Origin of the sequence: Myxococcus virescens, from assembly GCF_900101905.1 — a bacterium.
Classification (GTDB): Bacteria; Myxococcota; Myxococcia; order Myxococcales; family Myxococcaceae; genus Myxococcus; species Myxococcus virescens.
The window spans coordinates 137,611-153,855 of record NZ_FNAJ01000002.1; the positions used below are offsets into that span (position 1 = coordinate 137,611).

Consider the following 16,245-nt stretch of genomic DNA (forward strand, 5'->3'; position numbering starts at 1 on the left):
GGGCCCAGCACCGTCCGGGCTGTCGCCGTACCACCTGCCCCGGAGTGCCCCATGGCCCTTGCTGGCTATCTCGCACGAGTCGCAATCACCGCCACCAACGTGGCGCCGACGACCGCAGACCTCGTCAATCCCACCATGTCGACGGGGATGAACCGCACCGCCGCCGAGCTCGACAACAGCTACCTCGGCAACGCGTACACCTCGTTCATCCTCGGTAAGCGCGGCGCCGAGGTCCCGCTTGAGGGCGACTACGATGCGGCAGACGTCGCGCAGGCGCGCGTCATCGCCGCGTTCGAGTCCGGTGCATCCATTTGGGTCCATGTCCTGTTCGACGGCACCACCGGTCAGCGCGTTGAGGCCCGTTGCTCCGGCTACAACATCGGCGCCGACCAGGGCGGCAAGGTGACGTTCAGCGCCACCATCAAGTCCGTGGGCGCCGTCCAGGCGTCCACCCTGGCGTGACGCCATGGCCACCGCTGGCTACGTCGCAGAGGTGAAGGTTGCCGGGGCGCCGGTGGCCTTCACGGGTGCGGCAACCGAAGACATGGGCGATGACGTGTACCGCATCGCGGATGCGACCCGGCGTGTCTGGGACATGTCCGCGCCGGTGGAGGTGCTGGACGACGGCACGCCGCTTCCTGCGTCTGGGTACGTGGTGGACTACCTCTGTGGCCGCGTGTCGCTCGTTGCGCCTCCCGTTGGCGTCGTCACGGTGTCCGCGTCCTTCCTTCCCACCGTCTCGGTGGCGGAGGTGCGCAGCGTCACCATCAACGCGACGGCTACGGAGTTGGACACGTCCATTCTGGGCGTCCCGTACACCACCTTCGTCAACGGCAAGCGTGGGGCAGAGGTGTCACTGGAGGCGCTGTCGCTGGTGACGGAAGACATCGCTCCGGGCCAGGTGGCCGAGACGTGGGACGAGGTCTTCGCCGCGGGCTCCGTGGTGCTTGTCGACGTGGCCCTGGGCGGCGGCGCTGTCTGGCGCGGCTGGTGTCGGGTGCCGTCCGTCCAGTCTGCCTGTCCTTCGGACGGGCTCTACGCAGGTTCCATCAGCGCGAAGACGGTGCCCGTCAGGGCTGCCGGACGGAGCGAAGCCGTGGCCTTCGGGCTGCGCACTGGGGAGTAGCACGCATGGCGGACGAGACGGTTATCGGAGCGGTGCCCGAGGGGCAGGACGTGGACACGCTGGAGAATGCGCGCAGCCTCATCCTTGGCGCGGCCGAGGGACGCTTCGCGCTCGTCGAGCACAAGGGCGTCGTCTACCGGGTGCGCGAGTTGACGATGGCGGAGACGCAAGCCTGCAAGCAGGCTGCGCGGGATGTGGTCCGCACGGCGGACGGGAAGCCCGCGAAGCACCCGCAGACGGGCCAGCCACTGACGGAGATGAATGACGCGAAGCTCAACGCGCTCCTTATCGTCGCGTCCACCACGCACGCGAAGACGGGCAAGCCGGTATTCGCGAAGGCCGACGTTCCGTTGCTGATGAAGCTGCCGTCGGGCAAGGGCTCCATCGTCGAGCGGCTCATCTCGGCCAGCGTGGACCTTCTGCGCGGTGATGAGGCGGCCGTCGCCGAGGCGCTGGAGGAGGAACTGGGAAACTCCGAAGCGACCGACTCCTCTTCTTCAAGCTGAAGCTGGCGGAGCAGGCCGGGCTCCTGACGGTCGCCGAGGTTGAGGAGCGACTCACATACAGCGAGCTGGCGCTCTGGGCCGCGTACTTCGTCCACAAGGCCGACCTGGAGAAAGAGGCGCTGGAGAAGGCGAAGCGCGAGTCGAAGTCCAGGAGGTAGCCCGTGGCGAAGTCGCTGGGAGAGTTGTACGTCACGCTGTCCGCGCGCACCCAGGGGTGGAGCGAGAAGCTCAAGGAGGCGTCGGACGAGATTGAGGGGATGGGCGCCAAGGCTGCCGCGTCTCTTGGCGACATCTCCGACGGCTTTCTCACGGTGTCCGCGGCGGCGGCTGGCTTCGTCGCCGCCGCGTCCAGCAGCAGCCATGTAGTGGGCCAGGAGGTGACGAGGCTGAAGGCCTCCTTCTCCGCGCTCGCCAACGAGGTCGGCGAGGCGTTGCTCCCCGCGGTGCGGATGATGGGGGACTACCTCCAGGCTGGCGCCGCCGCGTTCCGGAAGCTCGACGCCGAGCAGAGGAAGACGCTCGTCTCGGTGGTGCTGTGGAGCGCGGGACTGGGCACAGGACTCAAGGTGCTCGAGCGCACCATTATGTTCACCAAGGGCTTCTTTGAGATGACGGTGGTGTTGGCGCCCGCGCTGGGCAAAGCCGGCAACGCTCTGCTGCGCTTCAACGCCATCATGACAACGGTGAAGGTGAAGGACCTCGCCACGGAGATGAAGGGGGCCACCACCACCTTCGCGAAGGACCTGCCTGCGGCGGTGGGCAAAGCGGCCCTGTCAATGGGGGCCATGCTGTTGCCCGTGCTCGCGGTGGCGGCTGCCATCGCCGGCGTCGCCCTCGTGGCTGGCTCCCTCTACAAGAACTGGGGGGACTTGAAGCTGATTGCCCAGGACGCAGCCGTGGCGATGACGGATGCGATTGGTGGCGTCCTCACTGCGCTGGGGGAACTCGGCTCCAAACTGGGCAGCGTGTTGATGGCCGCCTTCGACGTGGTGACGTCCGTCATCCGCGCGCAGGTGGACCGGGTGCTGGACTTCGTGGCGTTCATGGTGTCCGGCGCCGCGAAGGTGCTCGCGCCCCTCGCCAGGGCGGCGAATATGCATGGCGCGGCGCGCGCCCTCAGCAAGGCGTCGACGTTGGACGGCAAGGGCCTGCGCAATGGGCTCGACAGGTTGATGGAGGCGGGGGCGAAGAGGTTGGAAGGCGCCTTCGACAAGCTGGGAGAGAAGGTGGCGCCCATCGCTGCGCGGGCGGCGGAGTTGGGTGCTGGTGCCCGCGCGAGCGTGGTGAATGGTGCCTCGGCCTACGTCGACATGACGAAGAAGGGATTCGGCAATCTCGGGGACTCCCTCGGCGGCTCCGTCGACGGACTGAAGGCGCTGCTGCGCGACACGGGACTCGGGCAGATGATGGGCATGTTTGAGAGGGCGCTCGACCAGCGCGTCGTCGTGGACGTGCCCAACCATGGGAAGGAACTCTCAGACGCGCAACTCGTGGCGGACAGGGAGGCTGCGGACAAGCGGGAGGTGGAGCGCGCCACCTACGGCGAGGAGTCCGCGGCTGCCGCTGCCTTCGCCGCGTTGGAGAAGGAGCAGAAGGACTGGGCGGACGAGGCTGCGCTCAACCTGGAGATGTCCCGCGAGGCGCGGGAGGAGCTGACGCGCTCGGAGATTGCCGCGCACCAGGCCGCGGCGGAATCGATTGACGAGGTGGCGCGCGCTCACCGTGCCTTCGCCGAGGAGACTCGGCGGGCCATGGCGCAAGCCAAGGCCGACTTGGAGAACAAGTTCCTTGGCGCGCTCGGTGGCATCTCTCAAATCGGCGCGGCAATCTCCCAGGGGCTGGCGGCCGGCGGGCCCATGGGCGCCCTCGTTGCAGTCATCGGCGAGGTGCTGATGGAGAGCCAGCAATTCGAGGCGCTGATGAAGATAGTCAGCGGTGCCATCGCCATGGTCGCGGACGCGCTGGGCGTCATCCTCGTGCCGCTCCAGCCGCTGCTGGGGGCCGTCTTCATCGTGGTGCAGTCGGTGGTGGGGGCGCTCGTCCCCGTCTTCGAGTTGGTGGGCCAGGCACTGGAGCCGCTCATCCCACCCCTCGTCATGATTGGGATGATTCTCCAGGGGCTTCAGCCCGTCATCGAAGTGGTGGCGCGGATGTTTATGGCCATCACCGCGCCGCTGATGGCACTGGGCGGGCCCGTCATGGAGGCGCTCTTCGGCGTGCTCAAGGTGGTGGGCACCCTCATCCTCGGGGTGATGTACGGCCTGGGCAAGGCGTGGAACGCCATCGTCGGCGCCGTCCAGTCCGTAATCCGCGGCATCAGCAAGGCCGTGGAGTGGTTGGGAATCGATGCCCTCAAGAACTTCGCGAACAGCCTCGACAAGCTGAAGGTGGACACGGACTCCATGGAGGACGCCATGGGGGCGCTGGCAGACGCCACGCTGGAGAACACCCGCGCCCAGGCGGACAACACCGCAGAGACGCTGCGCAACTACGAAGCCATGCGCAAGGTGAACGCCGAGCTCACCAACGTGCCCAACGCGTGGAAGGTGGCGCTGCGTCGCTTCGAGTCCCAGGACGCGCAGGACGGACCGAGCCGCGAGCCAACGCCGACACCTCCGCCGGCGACGCCTCCGCCCACCGGTGGCAGAGGGCCGACGGTGCCCCAGACTGGGGACGACGGGATTCTGCGCAATCGCGACGGCGAGCCGTTGCCGGACTGGAAGCAGCCGAACGACCCGCGCCGTGAATACACGAAGACGGGCGCTGCGGCAGGTGGAGCGGCTGGGGCCGCCCCGAACGTCAACGTCCAAATCGTGGGCTACGACATCGACGAAGCCGTCGAGGCCGGGGCCCGCTTCGTGCGCGAGTCGGAGCTGCTGAAGTCCTATCGGACCAGCGGGCGCGCACGTCTCACCAGCAAGTACGTCTGACATGCCCGACTACCTCACTCTCTCCGGCATCCCCCTGCCTGTCTCCGCGGACAGGCCCATGCGCCTCTCCCCGACGCTGCTGGGTGAGAAGCGCCGCAGCTTCAGCGGGTGGCCTCTCAGCAGCGTGCGCCGCGTGGTGATGCAGTACGAGGCAGGAACGCCCATTCGCGCGATGGCCGAGGCCACGGCACTGCGCGCGCTGGTGAATGGGGACGGGCACTCCTGGTCGTTTGAAACGGACACGCTTTCCAGCCGGGGCCTGTGGCCTTCCAGTGTCACAGGGGCGCCAGGCCATGCGGCAGGGGTGGGACTCTTCGGGCCCGGCCTTGGCGCGCTCGGCCTCGTCGCTGGCGATGCGATTACGTGGCCCACGCAGTTGGGCGCCGCGTGGACGGTGGGCTACTGGGCCCGCGTCGACGTGACAGGGGCACCCTGGAAACACTATGTGCAGCGCTCGGACGTGCCCCTCTACGTTGACGCTTCGGTGGCGACGCCCGCCCAGGGCAACTCCTGGACATTTCAGACGAGCCTGTCGAGTACGCAGGGCCTCGCGCCCGCGGGCACCACCGGGACGGTGACGGCAGGAGTGGATGGCCCAGGACGCTTCGGGCGCTGCGCGTCCATTTCCGCTGGCGGCACCCTGCGCTACGCCACGGGCCTCGGGACGCAATGGACGGTGGCCTACTGGGCGAAGCTCACCACCGCGTCCTCATGGACGCACTACATCCACCGGCCCGGCGTCAACATCAGCCGCAACGGCGTCGTCGGGAATAGCCCTCCCAGCGCTGGCGCGCTGTACTCCAGCACCGGCGACTGGACCAATTTGCCCGGAGGCCCCGCCACCTTGCTGTGCCCCACGGCTGCAGGCGTAGGCGGCTTCCCCAACCCTGGGAACGTCCCCCTGCTGGTGGACGACTTGGTGGTGCTGCCTTACGTGGCCCCCGACTCCTGGGTGGCGCCCTGGTACGCGGCAGGCGCGCCGTGGGGGACGTACTCTCTGCCGGGACTCACCGCGCTTGCTGCTGTGGACAGCGCGGGCAGCCTGACGATGAGTCATGTCGGCGGCGCAGCCGCTGGCTTCGACAACCCCACCAACGCCGGCATTTACGTGGACGACGTGGTGGCCCTGCCGTACTCGGCCCCCACTGCGTGGCTGGCGCCGTGGCGTGCAGCTGGTGCTGCCTTTGGCCCGCTGCCGTACCAGCGCGCCGCAGGCACCAGCCTCCCTGCGCCCGGGCTGGTGCTGGGTGACGCCGGTGCCGGCCAGGTGCAGGAGTGGCTGGAGGGTGGGCAACTGGTGACGGGGCAGTCCTTCGACTTCACGCTGCAGGCGGTGCCATGAGAGTCCTTACCCCACAGGAGAGAAGCACGCTCCGCACGTCGACGTACGTCACGCACCTGCGCGTCCGCGTGCACCGGCCGGATGCGTCCCTCGTGGACTTGACGGCGCTGCTCGGCAACGACTGGCTGATGGGCGTCACCTGGAATGAGACGCTGGACACGCCCGTGGCCCAGGCCAGCGTCACCGTCCGGCGCAGCGGGCCGGGTGGGGCGCGGCAGTCCCTGTCCCCCATGGTGGGCGGCAGCCTCGCCAACTCCTACCAGGGCACCTTCGTGCCGCTGCTCCAGGAGGGGCGCTACTTCAGAGTCGAGGTGCAGTGCACGCCGGGCACGCGGCCAACGGAGAGCGCGTGGCGCGAAGTCTTCCTCGGGCGCATCGACGAGGTGACGGTGGGGAGCGAGGAGGTGCGCTTCACCGGCAGAGACTTGGCCGGCATCTTCCAGGACTACTTCATCGAGCAGGAGCGAAACTACGGCAACGACACCGTGGGGCACGCCGTCCAGACGGTGATGACCAGCATCATCGGCGATAACGTGCCCAATGGGATTGGCCCCGGGCTGTACGTGCCCGTGGACCCCATGTGGCAGTTGGGCCGCTACACGCAGAAGCGCGAGCCCGTCTACGACGCGCTGACAGCCCTGGCTGAGCAGCTCGGCTGGGAGCTCCGCCTCATGTACCGCGAGGGGCATGGTTGGTACCTGGTGTTCCGCGCGCCGGAGAGACTGCCCGGCGCTCCGGTGTGGACCTTCGGCCCGGAGCAGTACGTCGCCGAGCCCCAGGTACGGCGGCAGCTCCGCGACATCAGGAACGTGGTGGAGGTGGTGTACGGAGACGCCGCTGTCTTGGACGCCATGAAGCTGCCGACGCGGCGGACGGTGACGTCCATCAACCCCAGTAGCGTCACGGCGTATGGCCGGAGGTGGATGCAAATCACCGAGGCCAGCAACTCCAACATCAACACGGAGGTGGAGGCGCAGCGCCTTGCTGACGCGGCCGTGGCCGACCTCTCCGACTCCGCCCTCGAGGTGGACCTGGAGCTGCCCTTCTTTTGGCCCTTGGAGATTGCGGACTTCGTCCACCTGGAGCCGGATGGCGTCGGGCTGGCCACGCCGCAGGAGTTGGCCGTCATCTCGATTGAGCAGACACTCACCTCGGACGGCGTCGCCAAGACGCGGCTGCAACTGCGCGGCCGCCCGGCCACCTCGTACACGGCGTGGATGAATAGGGAGGCGGCACCGGGCGTGGCCCCCCTCGTCGCCCTGGCAGGCCCTGACGCGCCTTCCGAGCTGGCGACGGCGGCCACCGTCAACGGCTTCGCGCTGTCCTTCAAACCCCCGTCTGCTGGGCCGGCGTGGGATTCCTTCGAGTTGCACCTCTCCACGTCGCCGGGCTTCACCCCGAGCAACGCCACCCTCAAGGCCGCGGCGAGCGCCACCCGCTTCGAGGTGGCCGACCTGGTGCCCGGCACCACGCACTACGCGCTGGTGCGCGGCAGGGACCGCTACGGCAACGTGGGTCCGGCGTCGGCCCAGGTGGAGCTGGCGCCGCGGTACGTGGCACCGAACGACTTGGCTCCGCTCGTCATCTTCTCCAGCCTGACCCCGAACCCCTCCTTCGAGGCGTGGACGCTGAGAGGGTCCGCTCCTCCCGATGGCTGGACGATGGTGGCGGGGACATTCGGTGTCGACGCCCTACGGACGAACGCGGCAGACTCGGCGACATACGCCGTGTCGTTCCCTTCCACGACGATGGGCGAGAAGTTGATGGCGTCGCAGTATTTCGCTGTTACGGCGGGCCAGACATACGTGGCGAGGCTCCGCTATCTGCGACCGACGAGCGGGCCATCCGGTGGCGCGCGGCTAAATCTACACTGGTACGACTCGACGTTCACCGAGCTCACGTCGGCAGCAGTGTTGACCGAAGGGACGGCTAGCGGTGCATGGACATCGCTCGTTCGACATGCAGTTGCTCCGGCCGGGGCCCGGTATGGGCGACTCGTGGTGGGGCGCGCCATGTCGCTTGGTGCGGTAACGATCGACAATGCATCCGTCGACCAATACACCACTCCACAACAGGCATCCCAGCCCGTCTTCGTGTTCACGAATGGATGGGCCGCATACACTGCCAATGGGCGCGCGCCGGCGTCCTATTACCGCGACAGCACAGGCCGCGTTCGACTCCAGGGCGCGATCGCAGGCGGGACCATCAACACTCCTGCATTCACGCTGTCGGAGGAGGTCCGGCCACTGGCGGTCATCGACCATCCCGTTGCGTGCGCTGGCGGCGTTCCGGGTTTGCTCGTCATCGGGACGGACGGGACGGTGACGCTCCAGGCAGGAGACGTCTCGTTCGTCAGTCTTGAGGGGGTGTCATTTAGGGGCGGGGCGTAAGCGGCGCGAGGAATGCGGCACAGGCAATCCGCACATGCGGCGTCGCCGCAGTACGGCCGACCAGGAGCCTAGCGGTGGTCGCGGTTTCCGGCGCCACCTTGCGGCCCGTCAAAGTGGAATGCGTGTTGACGGCGGCGCCCTCCATGAGGAGGGCGGAGGGGAAAATCTCCGTCCCGCTTGCGTCGAACCACCGGACCTCAAGTCGGGCCCCAGCGAAACCACGCGCGGCTGCCTGCTGGTAGTAGTTCAGGCTCGCCGCGTACTCCTGCCCGGGAACGACATCGAAAGTGCCGAGGTCAAGCAGGGCCGGAGAGTCCTGGGTGAACTCAACATCGGCCTTGTCGGAGCACGACGCCAAGGCTTGGACGGACTCAAGCTTCTGGGTGGCACTCACCACGGAGCCAGCCACATCGGTGGTGTCGTCACGTCCGCACGCGGCAAATAGCGGAAGTGCAGCGGCAACAGCGAGGATGTGGCGGACCATGGAAACCTCCGGGTGAGCTACCTGCCTAGCACTAGGAGTCATGGCCCACAATGGGCCATGATGGGTGTCGGGCATGACCCATTGCCCCAGTGCCGTCAGGGCGCTCTACGCTTGGGGGATGCGCATCGCCATTGCCCTGGCTGTGAGTGTCGTCGCGTGTACGCCTGCGTTTGCTCAGAAGACGCCCACGTTCAAGCCGGCAGAGGTGAAGAGGGAGTGCACGAGGTACGTCGCCAACGCCGCAGCGCTGAACGATGCGCAAGTCACGCTTCAATTGCTCAAGGTCTCCCTTGAGAGGACGAACCTCGCCATCCAGGCGAAGGACTATCGGAGGGCCCGTGCGCTCAAGGCGGAAACGCTGGCTCCCATGCGGACGCTGATTGACCGCATCGACGCCATGGTGGAGAGCCAGATTTACTTAACGCAGTTGCAGGACCACCTCAGGCGGTTGTCGCACGAGGAGTCCGAGAGGCTGCGTCCCGCACTGGCCGCCTGTCTCGCCGCTGGCGCCGATGATGAGCCAGCCGCTGAGGTGGGGGACTCGGGCGGAAACTCAGTCGGTGACGCGGTACAGGACCCTGACGACCCGCTGAGCGGTGGCGTCGTCGACTGACGGCGGCTACTTCAGCACCATCACCATTCCCCAGGTGAAGCGGAAGCGCGTCCCGCGCGGGTCCGTCACAATGATGTCTCCCTCCGGGTGGCCGGCTCCGATGACTTCAAGCCGGAAACTGAGCGCGGCCTCTTCAGGGTCCTTGGCATGGATGCCGAGTGAGAAGTGGATAAAGGGGACGTCCAATCTGCACCTGTGGAGTGGCATGCCGTGAAAACTGCCACATAGCCTGCGCACCGGCCAGTGTCGGGGAATGCCCGGCTGGCCGCTTGAATCCTTTCGGGAGGGGCCCGTACCCGCTGAGGGATGGAGCTTTCCCCCGAGGCCGCGGTCGTCATGTTCGCGGTCAGCAATATCGCCGGCCCGCTGCTCACCCAGTTGCTGTCCCGCCGGAGCACCAAGGCGGAGGCGGCCGTTGAGCAGGTGCCCGTGCTGCAGCAGCGCCTGAACGCGCTCGAAGAGCAGGAGTCCGCCTCCAGCCAGGTCCCCCTCCTGGTCCAGAGGATGGAGACGGTGGTGGAAGGAGTCCACGAAATCAAGACGGAGTTGCGAGTAGTGCGCGAGCACGACTCGGTGCTCCGCCTGATGGAGCAGCGCATGCGCGCGCAGGAAGCGTGGCAGGCCGAGGTCCGGCCCCAACTCGAGCGCACTGTCCGGGAGACGCACCTGCTGATGGGTGAGCGCAGCGCCCGACAGATCCAGCACACGGCCAACCTCGTGGACCCGCAGAAGGTGGCGAGGCCCACACCGTGAGCCTTCGCCCTCCGCGCGCGCTCGTCTCCACGCTCGCCATGGTGGCGCAGCGCGCTCCCCTTTCACGCGCAGCACCCCAGGAGCACCGCATGTCCCAGCCCGCAGACGAGCATGATGTTGACGACTACGTGCCCGACACGACGCCGGTGACCGTTGAGCAGTTCCGGGCCGAGGCGGAAGAGATGCTCGCGAAGAACGGAGGCAACCCCGAGTCGCTCGGGATTCTCCTCCGCCACTCCATCCATCCGTTCGGTTACGAGCGCGCCTTCGACTACATGCGCACGTGCGCCGACCTCACCGGCGAGTCGCTGACTGCGGATGGCGTCTGGGAGCGTGGTGCGCAGGGAGAGCTGTGGCTCGCGAAGGCTCGCGCCGTCCGCGCGTCGCAGCAATCGTCGTCCGCGCAGGACTCCGCATCCTGACCTACGGCGCACCTGACGTCCTCTTTCTCTGGAGTACCCATGTCCCAGCTTCCCTCTCGCCTCTCGCGCTGGCGCTCTACGGTGGAGCCCATCGCCGCGCTGTACCGCCTGGACCCACTGCTGGTGTACGCCGTCATGGACAGGGAGTCCTTGGGCGGCGACGCCCTCACGCCCAAGGGGCCCAGCGGCACTGGGGACCACGGCCACGGGCGCGGGCTGATGCAGGTGGATGACAGGGCCCACAAGGGCTTCGTCTCGGCCGTGGACGACCTGGGCCGGCCGCTGTGGCAGGACCCGTCCGTCAACGTGCTGTACGGCTGCCGCCTCCTGCGGCGCAATCTGGACTCCCTGGACGGGTACATGGCCGGCGCGCTTGCTGCGTACAACGCGGGCCTGGGCCGGGTGCGCTCCGCGCTGGCGCGGCTGCCTCCGGACGCCACGGACGCGCAGCGCCTGGCCGCAGTGGACGGCGTCACCACCGGCCGGGACTACGCCAGCAACGTCCTCTCGCGGCGCGAGCGCTTCGCTGGCTCCGCGCCCGCTGCGTCTGGCGCCTGAGCGTCAGCGCACTCGTTCCCGCTCGGCGTCTCGGCGCTGGGCATCCCCCGCAGTCAGGAGCACCCGTATGAAACAGAAGCTGAAGATGCTCGCCATCGCCACGGTGGCGATGGTCCTCACCGGGCCGGCCGTCGCGCTGGCCGCCGCGAGCACGAGCGATCCCACCGAGGTGTCCGCCTCCATCCTCTCCGCCATCGGCACCGCGCTGCTCGGCCTGCTGGCCAGCCCGGACGCGCTGGGCATCATCTTCTCCGGGGTGGTGCTCGGTGGTGGGTGGCTCGCGCGGCGCGTCTGGAAGGACAAGGCCGAGGCCCGCCTCCGCGCCTTCGCCCAGGGCGTGGAGCACGTCTACTTCGCGGTGGAGTCCTTCGCCTTGAAGACGACCAACACCATCGACGACAAGCTGGCGCTCGCCCTGAAGTTGCTCAACGAGCAGATGGCGAGGCATGGCTACAAGCTCACCGCCCAGGAGTCCGAGGACGCCAAGCTGCGCTTCGAGGCGCTCCACGGAGCAGGGAAGGCCGCGGCGAAGCAGGCCGTGCAGACGGCCGCAGAGCTCGCCGCCAGAGGCATCGCCACCGCGCTCCCGACGGTGACGGCGCTGACCACGGTCCCTCAGACGCCCCGCGCCTAGCCGTGGCCGCGGGGCTGGACGGGGTGCTGTCTCGTGTCCCCGTCCGTACCGGCTACCTGGAGGCTCAGGCCGGCGTGTCCAGCCTCTCCGGCGCCTACGTGCGCGGCGAGCTGGGCGCGCGGCTTCGGCCGAACCTCGGGCTCTTCGCCTTCGCAGAGGCCAACGCCCGCGAGCGGATGGCGGGCGCGGGCATCCGCTACACGTTCGGCTGGTGAGGTGAGGCGGCCCGCTCCGGTGCGCTGGGGCGGGCCGTCTTGCGTCTACGCTGGGTCTGGCTTGGCAATCTCCAGAGCCGCCACAGCCGCGCTGTACTTGGCCCGGCTGGCCGTCACGCGCTTGAATGCCGCATCCCAAAGCGTGTCGGAAGGCCCCACGTCCCTGATTGCTGGGTTCTGCTTCAGCAACTCAACAAGTTGCATGTCTGCAATCAGGTCCGTCCGTGCTTCGCGGAATGCGTCCAGTTCTTTCTTCATGGGTTCCCCCTTGGGCGTGAGTGCCCGAGGTGAGGCTATGCGCCCTGGATGGTCCTGACGAATCTACGACTCGCCACCCGGCGTCACCCACCTCCAGGCGGAGTAGCCCGACACGTAAATCCACTTCGACAGCGTCAGGCCGGGCCCGTGGCGCTGGCGCTTGAGGTGGCCGCGCACCTGTCGCTCCTCTGCGACGCGGCTACCCGTAGGCGCGGGGGCAGGGAGAGTGGTGGTGCCGCCGCCGAGCGCGCCGTCCAGGTAGACGTTGCGCACCGGCAGCAGCCCCACGGCGTCCCTCTTGCGCGCCTCGTCCACGCGCAACGGCGAGCCCTCGGCCTCGCAGAGGAGGGCGTACACCACGGCAAACCGGGCAGCGTCGCGGGCCCAGGACTGGTGCTCGCCGACGTCCTCGATGAGCGGTGAGTGCGCCTGCCGAGTCCCCTCGGCCAGGTCGCCGCCCGTCCACTGCGGGCGCCACGGGGCGACGTTGGCCGCGCCCGAGGCGGTGAGCCCCACGAGGTACGTGACGCCCTCCACCGTGTACCCGCCAAGGGCGAAGGTGCTGCCGAATAGCCGCTCGCCAGCGCTGGGCCGCCGCACCTCCAGCAGCCACGGCCGGCGGAGGATCGCGGGCGGGGAGTCTGGCAGGGAATGCAAGTCAGTCGCCGCGACGTGCTGTGCCGCGGCCGGCCGCACCTGATGGGCGACGAGCTGCGCGCCCCCGGCCAGCGCCAGCCCAGCCACGTTGACGAGGGGTGGCGCGCGAAGCGGTGCACCCTCGTCCCAGGCCGCCTGGGCGGTGAGGAGGGCGCGCTGGCGAAAGGGCACCAGGTCCAGCCCGGCGGGCGCGGACCGCAGCGCGGACAGCACCTCGGCCACCAACTCGGCAAGGCCAGTCATTTGTCCTCCTCGGGCGGCGTCCATCCTCGGGCCTTGGCCGCCTCCTCAAGGGCGAGGTTGACGGCACCGGAGTCGTTGGCCGGGTGCTCCTTGCGCGGGTGGCGGGCAAGGTGCTCGACGAGGTGCGCGCGGGCGCTTTCGCCGGCGGGGGTGAGGCGGACGCCGAGGCGCTTCAACGGCACGTCTCCGCGGAGTCGGCGAGCCCGGGGTGGAGTCTTCGAGGTGTCGTGCTTGGGCATGCTTCTCCTGCAGGCCCGGCCGCGACTGGCGGTCGGGCGGGGTGGTGAAACGGATTAAAGGGCGGCGACGGCGCGGCGCTCTTCGACGCGGTTGGCCACCGGGTATGCGACGTGTGTCCACGCCGCGTTGCTACCCAGCTCCCGGCAAGTCAGCGACGGCACCACGGACGGCGCACACGGCAGCTTCTCCTTGCGCCACTGGTCCGAGTACTCCGACACGCCAAACCACTCCGCGAACGATGCCTTGTCGTCCTCGTGGCGGCGCTGGCCCACCTCGTGGATCTCCCACCCGGAGGGAGGCTCGTAGGCGCGGGACCGCAGGAGCTGCTCGCGATAGAGGGTCCAGTAGTCCTGGCTCCAGCCGAGGGCGCGAGGCCGCCCGTTGTGGAGCGTGTCGTACAGCACCCAGCCGAACGTGGCCAGGAGCGGAGCGGGCTCCAGGGAGTAGTAGTAGGTCCAGGCCACCTGGGCGCCAGACGTGTGCCGCTGCTCCCACCCACAGAGGCTACCCGCGAACAACAGTCCCTGTTGCCAGAAGAAATCACCGAGGGCGACCACCTGCTCGGGCGTGAGCTTCTCTCCGTACGTCTTCAGGCACAGCAGCGAGGTCATGGCGTCTCCGTGCCCGCGCGTGGCGGGCGAAGTGAGAGGGCCGCCCCGGACAGCGGCGGCATCGCCCGAAGGCATCGGGCCAGAGGCCCGCGAGGGGACGGCGGTGCTACTCGCGCTCCTGCTCAGCCTCGCGGCGGGCCTGCTCCGCGGCGAGCGTGGCGGACTCCTCCTCGCGCGCCACGTCGTCCTCACGCGCCGCCTGCTCCGTGCAGCGCCGACAGAAGTCCTGGCCCACTGCGTTCGCCGTCAGCTCGGCGCGGGCGAACACCTCGCCGCACCCGGCGCACACGTTGTGGGTGTCTGACGCGGTGAACAGCCAGTCCATCTCCGCGCGCACATCCTCGGGGACGGCCTGCCGGGAGACGGCCTCCCACTCGCTAGCGAGTCCGACGCCGCCGGACCAGGTCTGGGAGTCCTCGCCCTGGGCGCGGTGGAGGTCGAATCCCCACTGGTTGTCGGCGGGCAACTGGACGGCAAAGTCGCCTGCGAGAGCGCCAGCGGTGAGTCGGACGTATCCGGTGTGCATCTTCGACTCCTCCCGGCTCGGCCGGGGACAGCGAGAAATCGCCCGAGGGCATCACTGCTAGAGACGCCAGCCGCGTGAAATCCCATCGCGGCCGGGTGACGAAATCAGGCGACCGCGCTGTCGCTGACAGTGTCGCCGTCCAAGTCCACCACGTCGCCGCTGTCCAGGCGGACCGTCTGCGACACCTCGTCCCAGTCGCCCCACTGGGCGGTGGCGTTGGACGCCTGCCCGGCGCGCACGCCGTCCACCACCAACGTGGTGACGCGCACGTCGCCCCATCTTCCCTCGTAGAGGTCAACGCGCTCTCCGCGCGCCAACACCTCTCGGGCCTCGCGCTCCAGGTCGTGGGGCAGGTGGAGGTCATCCAGGGTATCCGCGGTAACGACGGTGGGCTCGGTCATGGTGTCTGTCCTCGGGTGCAGCGGGTGGGGTGCTGCGTGGTACCGGGTAATGCCCGGCAGTCAGCCCCGGCAGGCCCGGGGCGAGCCGGTGCGCTCAGTCCACCATCTCGTAACCGGCGCCCTCCAGCGCCTTGATGATGTGCTCGGAGGTGACGCTCTTCACCTTCCTCAGCCCCGCGCGCTTCACCCGCCCCGGCGCCGTCACCTGGAAGCTGGCCTTGAACTTGCCGTGCTCCAGCACCAGCACAACGCCCGGGACACTGCCCAGCTTGAACTCCCCGTACCCCATGGGGTTGACGTCCTCGCGGTTGAGGAGGTCAGCAGCAAACTTGGCGTCGAGAATGGCGGACATGGCTACCTCGTGGGCTCGCGCGGCTGGAGTGCCGCTGTCGATGGGTGGGTTATAGCGACGTCGCTAGTCATGGTCAATAGCGGCGTCGCTAAATCTGAAGCGACCGCTCAACCCGCCGTAACTACAGGGATAGACCGCGTCGGCGTCCGACCCTAGGCAGAGACGGGCAGGCGAGGAATCCCTCTCCAGGGTGATGGCAGCGCGGCACCTACTCGGGCTCACCCGTCAGCCGGGCGACGGCGGCGCGCCAGGTGGGCATGGCCGAGCGGGAGGCTGGCACGAGTCGCCCGTGGCGGCCGACGTGGTAGGCGCGGGTCGTCCTGTCCTGCGGGTGGGCGCGCTCGTTGGCGCAGAGGAGGAGGGTGCCTCGGCGCTCGAACTGGGCGCCGCAGCCTGGGCAGCGGTAGGCGGTAGGGCTCACGCCAGTAGGACGCGAGGCGCGGCGGTTGTTACCTGGCCGCGTGCCAGTCGTCGGGCACCGGACTCCCTCGCGACCACTCCTGGCAGGGCAGGAGCGCCACGAATACCGTCAGCAATGACGACGGTATTCGCCCCCCTGGATCCAGGGCGCTCCCGGCAGGCCCATCCCCTTTGCCAAGCGCTCAGAACCGCTCGGGATTCAGGCCGGAATGGGCCTCTGAACGGCCTGTCGGTCCCCTTTGCGGCACGGTGCGGAGCGCCTGGGCCTTTTCAGGGCTGCCTGAGCCAGATTCTCCAATGACTCCGCTCACGTCACCGTGCGCACCGGGTGCGGAGCGTCTGGCGCCGAAGGGTCACATCCGTTGTGACCCCCGATGTGGGCGTGGCCACATCGCTCAGAGGGGAGCCAGAACGGTTCTGGCCCCTCGATACCCAGGTTCTGGGTGTTGCCCCGAAGGATCGGCGCAGTACGCGGGACCGATATGCGGATTCCCATATCGGGGGCCTCCGGGGAATCCCGGAGGGGGTTCCTGTCCTGCCAGGAGCGCCCCGCGCGAAACTCTG

At 68.6% G+C, this 16,245-nt stretch carries 22 protein-coding genes; 12 read left to right on the plus strand and 10 right to left on the minus strand.

What is annotated here, in order from left to right; all coding sequences use genetic code 11:
• The first annotated feature begins 51 nt into the window (after positions 1–51).
• The 6 genes from BLU09_RS07075 (at position 52) to BLU09_RS07100 (ending at position 8,294) form a co-directional block, all read left to right on the plus strand.
• Positions 52–462, plus strand: a complete 411-nt coding sequence (locus BLU09_RS07075) for a phage tail protein (protein WP_090487442.1) — start codon at positions 52–54, stop codon at positions 460–462.
• Positions 463–466: 4 nt separating this feature from the next.
• Entirely contained in the window at positions 467–1,126 is a 660-nt protein-coding gene (locus BLU09_RS07080) for a hypothetical protein (protein WP_090487445.1), read from the plus strand.
• 5 nt (positions 1,127–1,131) lie between these two features.
• Positions 1,132–1,632 carry a hypothetical protein gene (locus tag BLU09_RS07085; RefSeq protein WP_090487447.1) on the plus strand — a complete coding sequence of 167 codons (501 nt, stop codon included), beginning with the start codon at positions 1,132–1,134 and terminating at the stop codon, positions 1,630–1,632.
• Between the two features lie 161 nt (positions 1,633–1,793).
• Entirely contained in the window at positions 1,794–4,562 is a 2,769-nt protein-coding gene (locus tag BLU09_RS07090) for a phage tail family protein (RefSeq protein ID WP_090487451.1), read from the plus strand.
• Position 4,563: 1 nt separating this feature from the next.
• A complete protein-coding gene (locus BLU09_RS07095; RefSeq protein WP_090487454.1) occupies positions 4,564–5,904 on the plus strand; it encodes a hypothetical protein in 1,341 nt (446 codons plus the stop codon).
• Positions 5,901–8,294: a fibronectin type III domain-containing protein gene (locus BLU09_RS07100; RefSeq protein ID WP_090487455.1), complete on the plus strand. Its 2,394-nt coding sequence runs from the start codon at positions 5,901–5,903 to the stop codon at positions 8,292–8,294. Before BLU09_RS07095 ends, BLU09_RS07100 begins: the two co-directional genes overlap by 4 nt.
• Here BLU09_RS07100 and BLU09_RS07105 read toward each other — a convergent pair.
• Entirely contained in the window at positions 8,278–8,778 is a 501-nt protein-coding gene (locus BLU09_RS07105) for a hypothetical protein (RefSeq protein ID WP_090487458.1), read from the minus strand. The genes BLU09_RS07100 and BLU09_RS07105 overlap by 17 nt on opposite strands.
• Before the next feature lie 118 nt (positions 8,779–8,896).
• Here BLU09_RS07105 and BLU09_RS07110 point away from each other — a divergent pair, with 118 nt between their 5' ends.
• Positions 8,897–9,391: a hypothetical protein gene (locus tag BLU09_RS07110; protein ID WP_143043116.1), complete on the plus strand. Its 495-nt coding sequence runs from the start codon at positions 8,897–8,899 to the stop codon at positions 9,389–9,391.
• Between the two features lie 6 nt (positions 9,392–9,397).
• On the opposite strand, the gene BLU09_RS07115 is transcribed toward BLU09_RS07110, so the two are convergent.
• A complete protein-coding gene (locus BLU09_RS07115; protein ID WP_090487464.1) occupies positions 9,398–9,577 on the minus strand; it encodes a hypothetical protein in 180 nt (59 codons plus the stop codon).
• A gap of 120 nt (positions 9,578–9,697) precedes the next feature.
• Between BLU09_RS07115 and BLU09_RS07120 the strand changes: the two genes are divergently transcribed.
• The 5 genes from BLU09_RS07120 to BLU09_RS07140 all read left to right on the plus strand — a co-directional run bounded on the left by BLU09_RS07120 (position 9,698) and on the right by BLU09_RS07140 (position 11,973).
• Positions 9,698–10,144, plus strand: coding sequence for a hypothetical protein (locus tag BLU09_RS07120; RefSeq protein ID WP_090487467.1), 447 nt, complete (start codon positions 9,698–9,700; stop codon positions 10,142–10,144).
• An 89-nt stretch (positions 10,145–10,233) separates the two neighbouring features.
• On the plus strand, positions 10,234–10,566 hold the full coding sequence (locus tag BLU09_RS07125; protein WP_090487471.1) for a hypothetical protein: 333 nt from the start codon (positions 10,234–10,236) through the stop codon (positions 10,564–10,566).
• 39 nt (positions 10,567–10,605) lie between these two features.
• Positions 10,606–11,124 (plus strand): transglycosylase SLT domain-containing protein, encoded by a 519-nt coding sequence (locus BLU09_RS07130; RefSeq protein ID WP_090487474.1) that lies wholly within the window; start codon positions 10,606–10,608, stop codon positions 11,122–11,124.
• Positions 11,125–11,191: 67 nt separating this feature from the next.
• Positions 11,192–11,758: a hypothetical protein gene (locus BLU09_RS07135; protein ID WP_090487480.1), complete on the plus strand. Its 567-nt coding sequence runs from the start codon at positions 11,192–11,194 to the stop codon at positions 11,756–11,758.
• Between the two features lie 2 nt (positions 11,759–11,760).
• Positions 11,761–11,973, plus strand: a complete 213-nt coding sequence (locus BLU09_RS07140; RefSeq protein WP_244171496.1) for a hypothetical protein — start codon at positions 11,761–11,763, stop codon at positions 11,971–11,973.
• A gap of 45 nt (positions 11,974–12,018) precedes the next feature.
• On the opposite strand, the gene BLU09_RS07145 is transcribed toward BLU09_RS07140, so the two are convergent.
• The 8 genes from BLU09_RS07145 to BLU09_RS38150 all read right to left on the minus strand — a co-directional run bounded on the left by BLU09_RS07145 (position 12,019) and on the right by BLU09_RS38150 (position 15,682).
• Positions 12,019–12,231, minus strand: a complete 213-nt coding sequence (locus BLU09_RS07145) for a hypothetical protein (RefSeq protein ID WP_090487482.1) — start codon at positions 12,229–12,231, stop codon at positions 12,019–12,021.
• A gap of 63 nt (positions 12,232–12,294) precedes the next feature.
• Positions 12,295–13,131: a hypothetical protein gene (locus BLU09_RS07150; RefSeq protein WP_090487485.1), complete on the minus strand. Its 837-nt coding sequence runs from the start codon at positions 13,129–13,131 to the stop codon at positions 12,295–12,297.
• A complete protein-coding gene (locus tag BLU09_RS07155) occupies positions 13,128–13,370 on the minus strand; it encodes a hypothetical protein (protein ID WP_090487488.1) in 243 nt (80 codons plus the stop codon). Before BLU09_RS07155 ends, BLU09_RS07150 begins: the two co-directional genes overlap by 4 nt.
• Before the next feature lie 54 nt (positions 13,371–13,424).
• Positions 13,425–13,982 (minus strand): hypothetical protein, encoded by a 558-nt coding sequence (locus BLU09_RS07160; protein WP_090487491.1) that lies wholly within the window; start codon positions 13,980–13,982, stop codon positions 13,425–13,427.
• 106 nt (positions 13,983–14,088) lie between these two features.
• The gene (locus BLU09_RS07165) at positions 14,089–14,508 is read right to left on the minus strand and encodes a hypothetical protein (RefSeq protein WP_090487494.1); all 420 of its coding nucleotides are present in this window, start codon (positions 14,506–14,508) and stop codon (positions 14,089–14,091) included.
• Positions 14,509–14,612: 104 nt separating this feature from the next.
• On the minus strand, positions 14,613–14,909 hold the full coding sequence (locus BLU09_RS07170; RefSeq protein WP_090487497.1) for a carbohydrate-binding protein: 297 nt from the start codon (positions 14,907–14,909) through the stop codon (positions 14,613–14,615).
• Positions 14,910–15,003: 94 nt separating this feature from the next.
• The gene (locus BLU09_RS07175; protein WP_090487499.1) at positions 15,004–15,261 is read right to left on the minus strand and encodes a hypothetical protein; all 258 of its coding nucleotides are present in this window, start codon (positions 15,259–15,261) and stop codon (positions 15,004–15,006) included.
• A 208-nt stretch (positions 15,262–15,469) separates the two neighbouring features.
• Complete coding sequence (locus BLU09_RS38150; protein WP_143043117.1) at positions 15,470–15,682, minus strand: hypothetical protein; 213 nt, start codon at positions 15,680–15,682, stop codon at positions 15,470–15,472.
• Positions 15,683–16,245 lie beyond the last annotated feature (563 nt).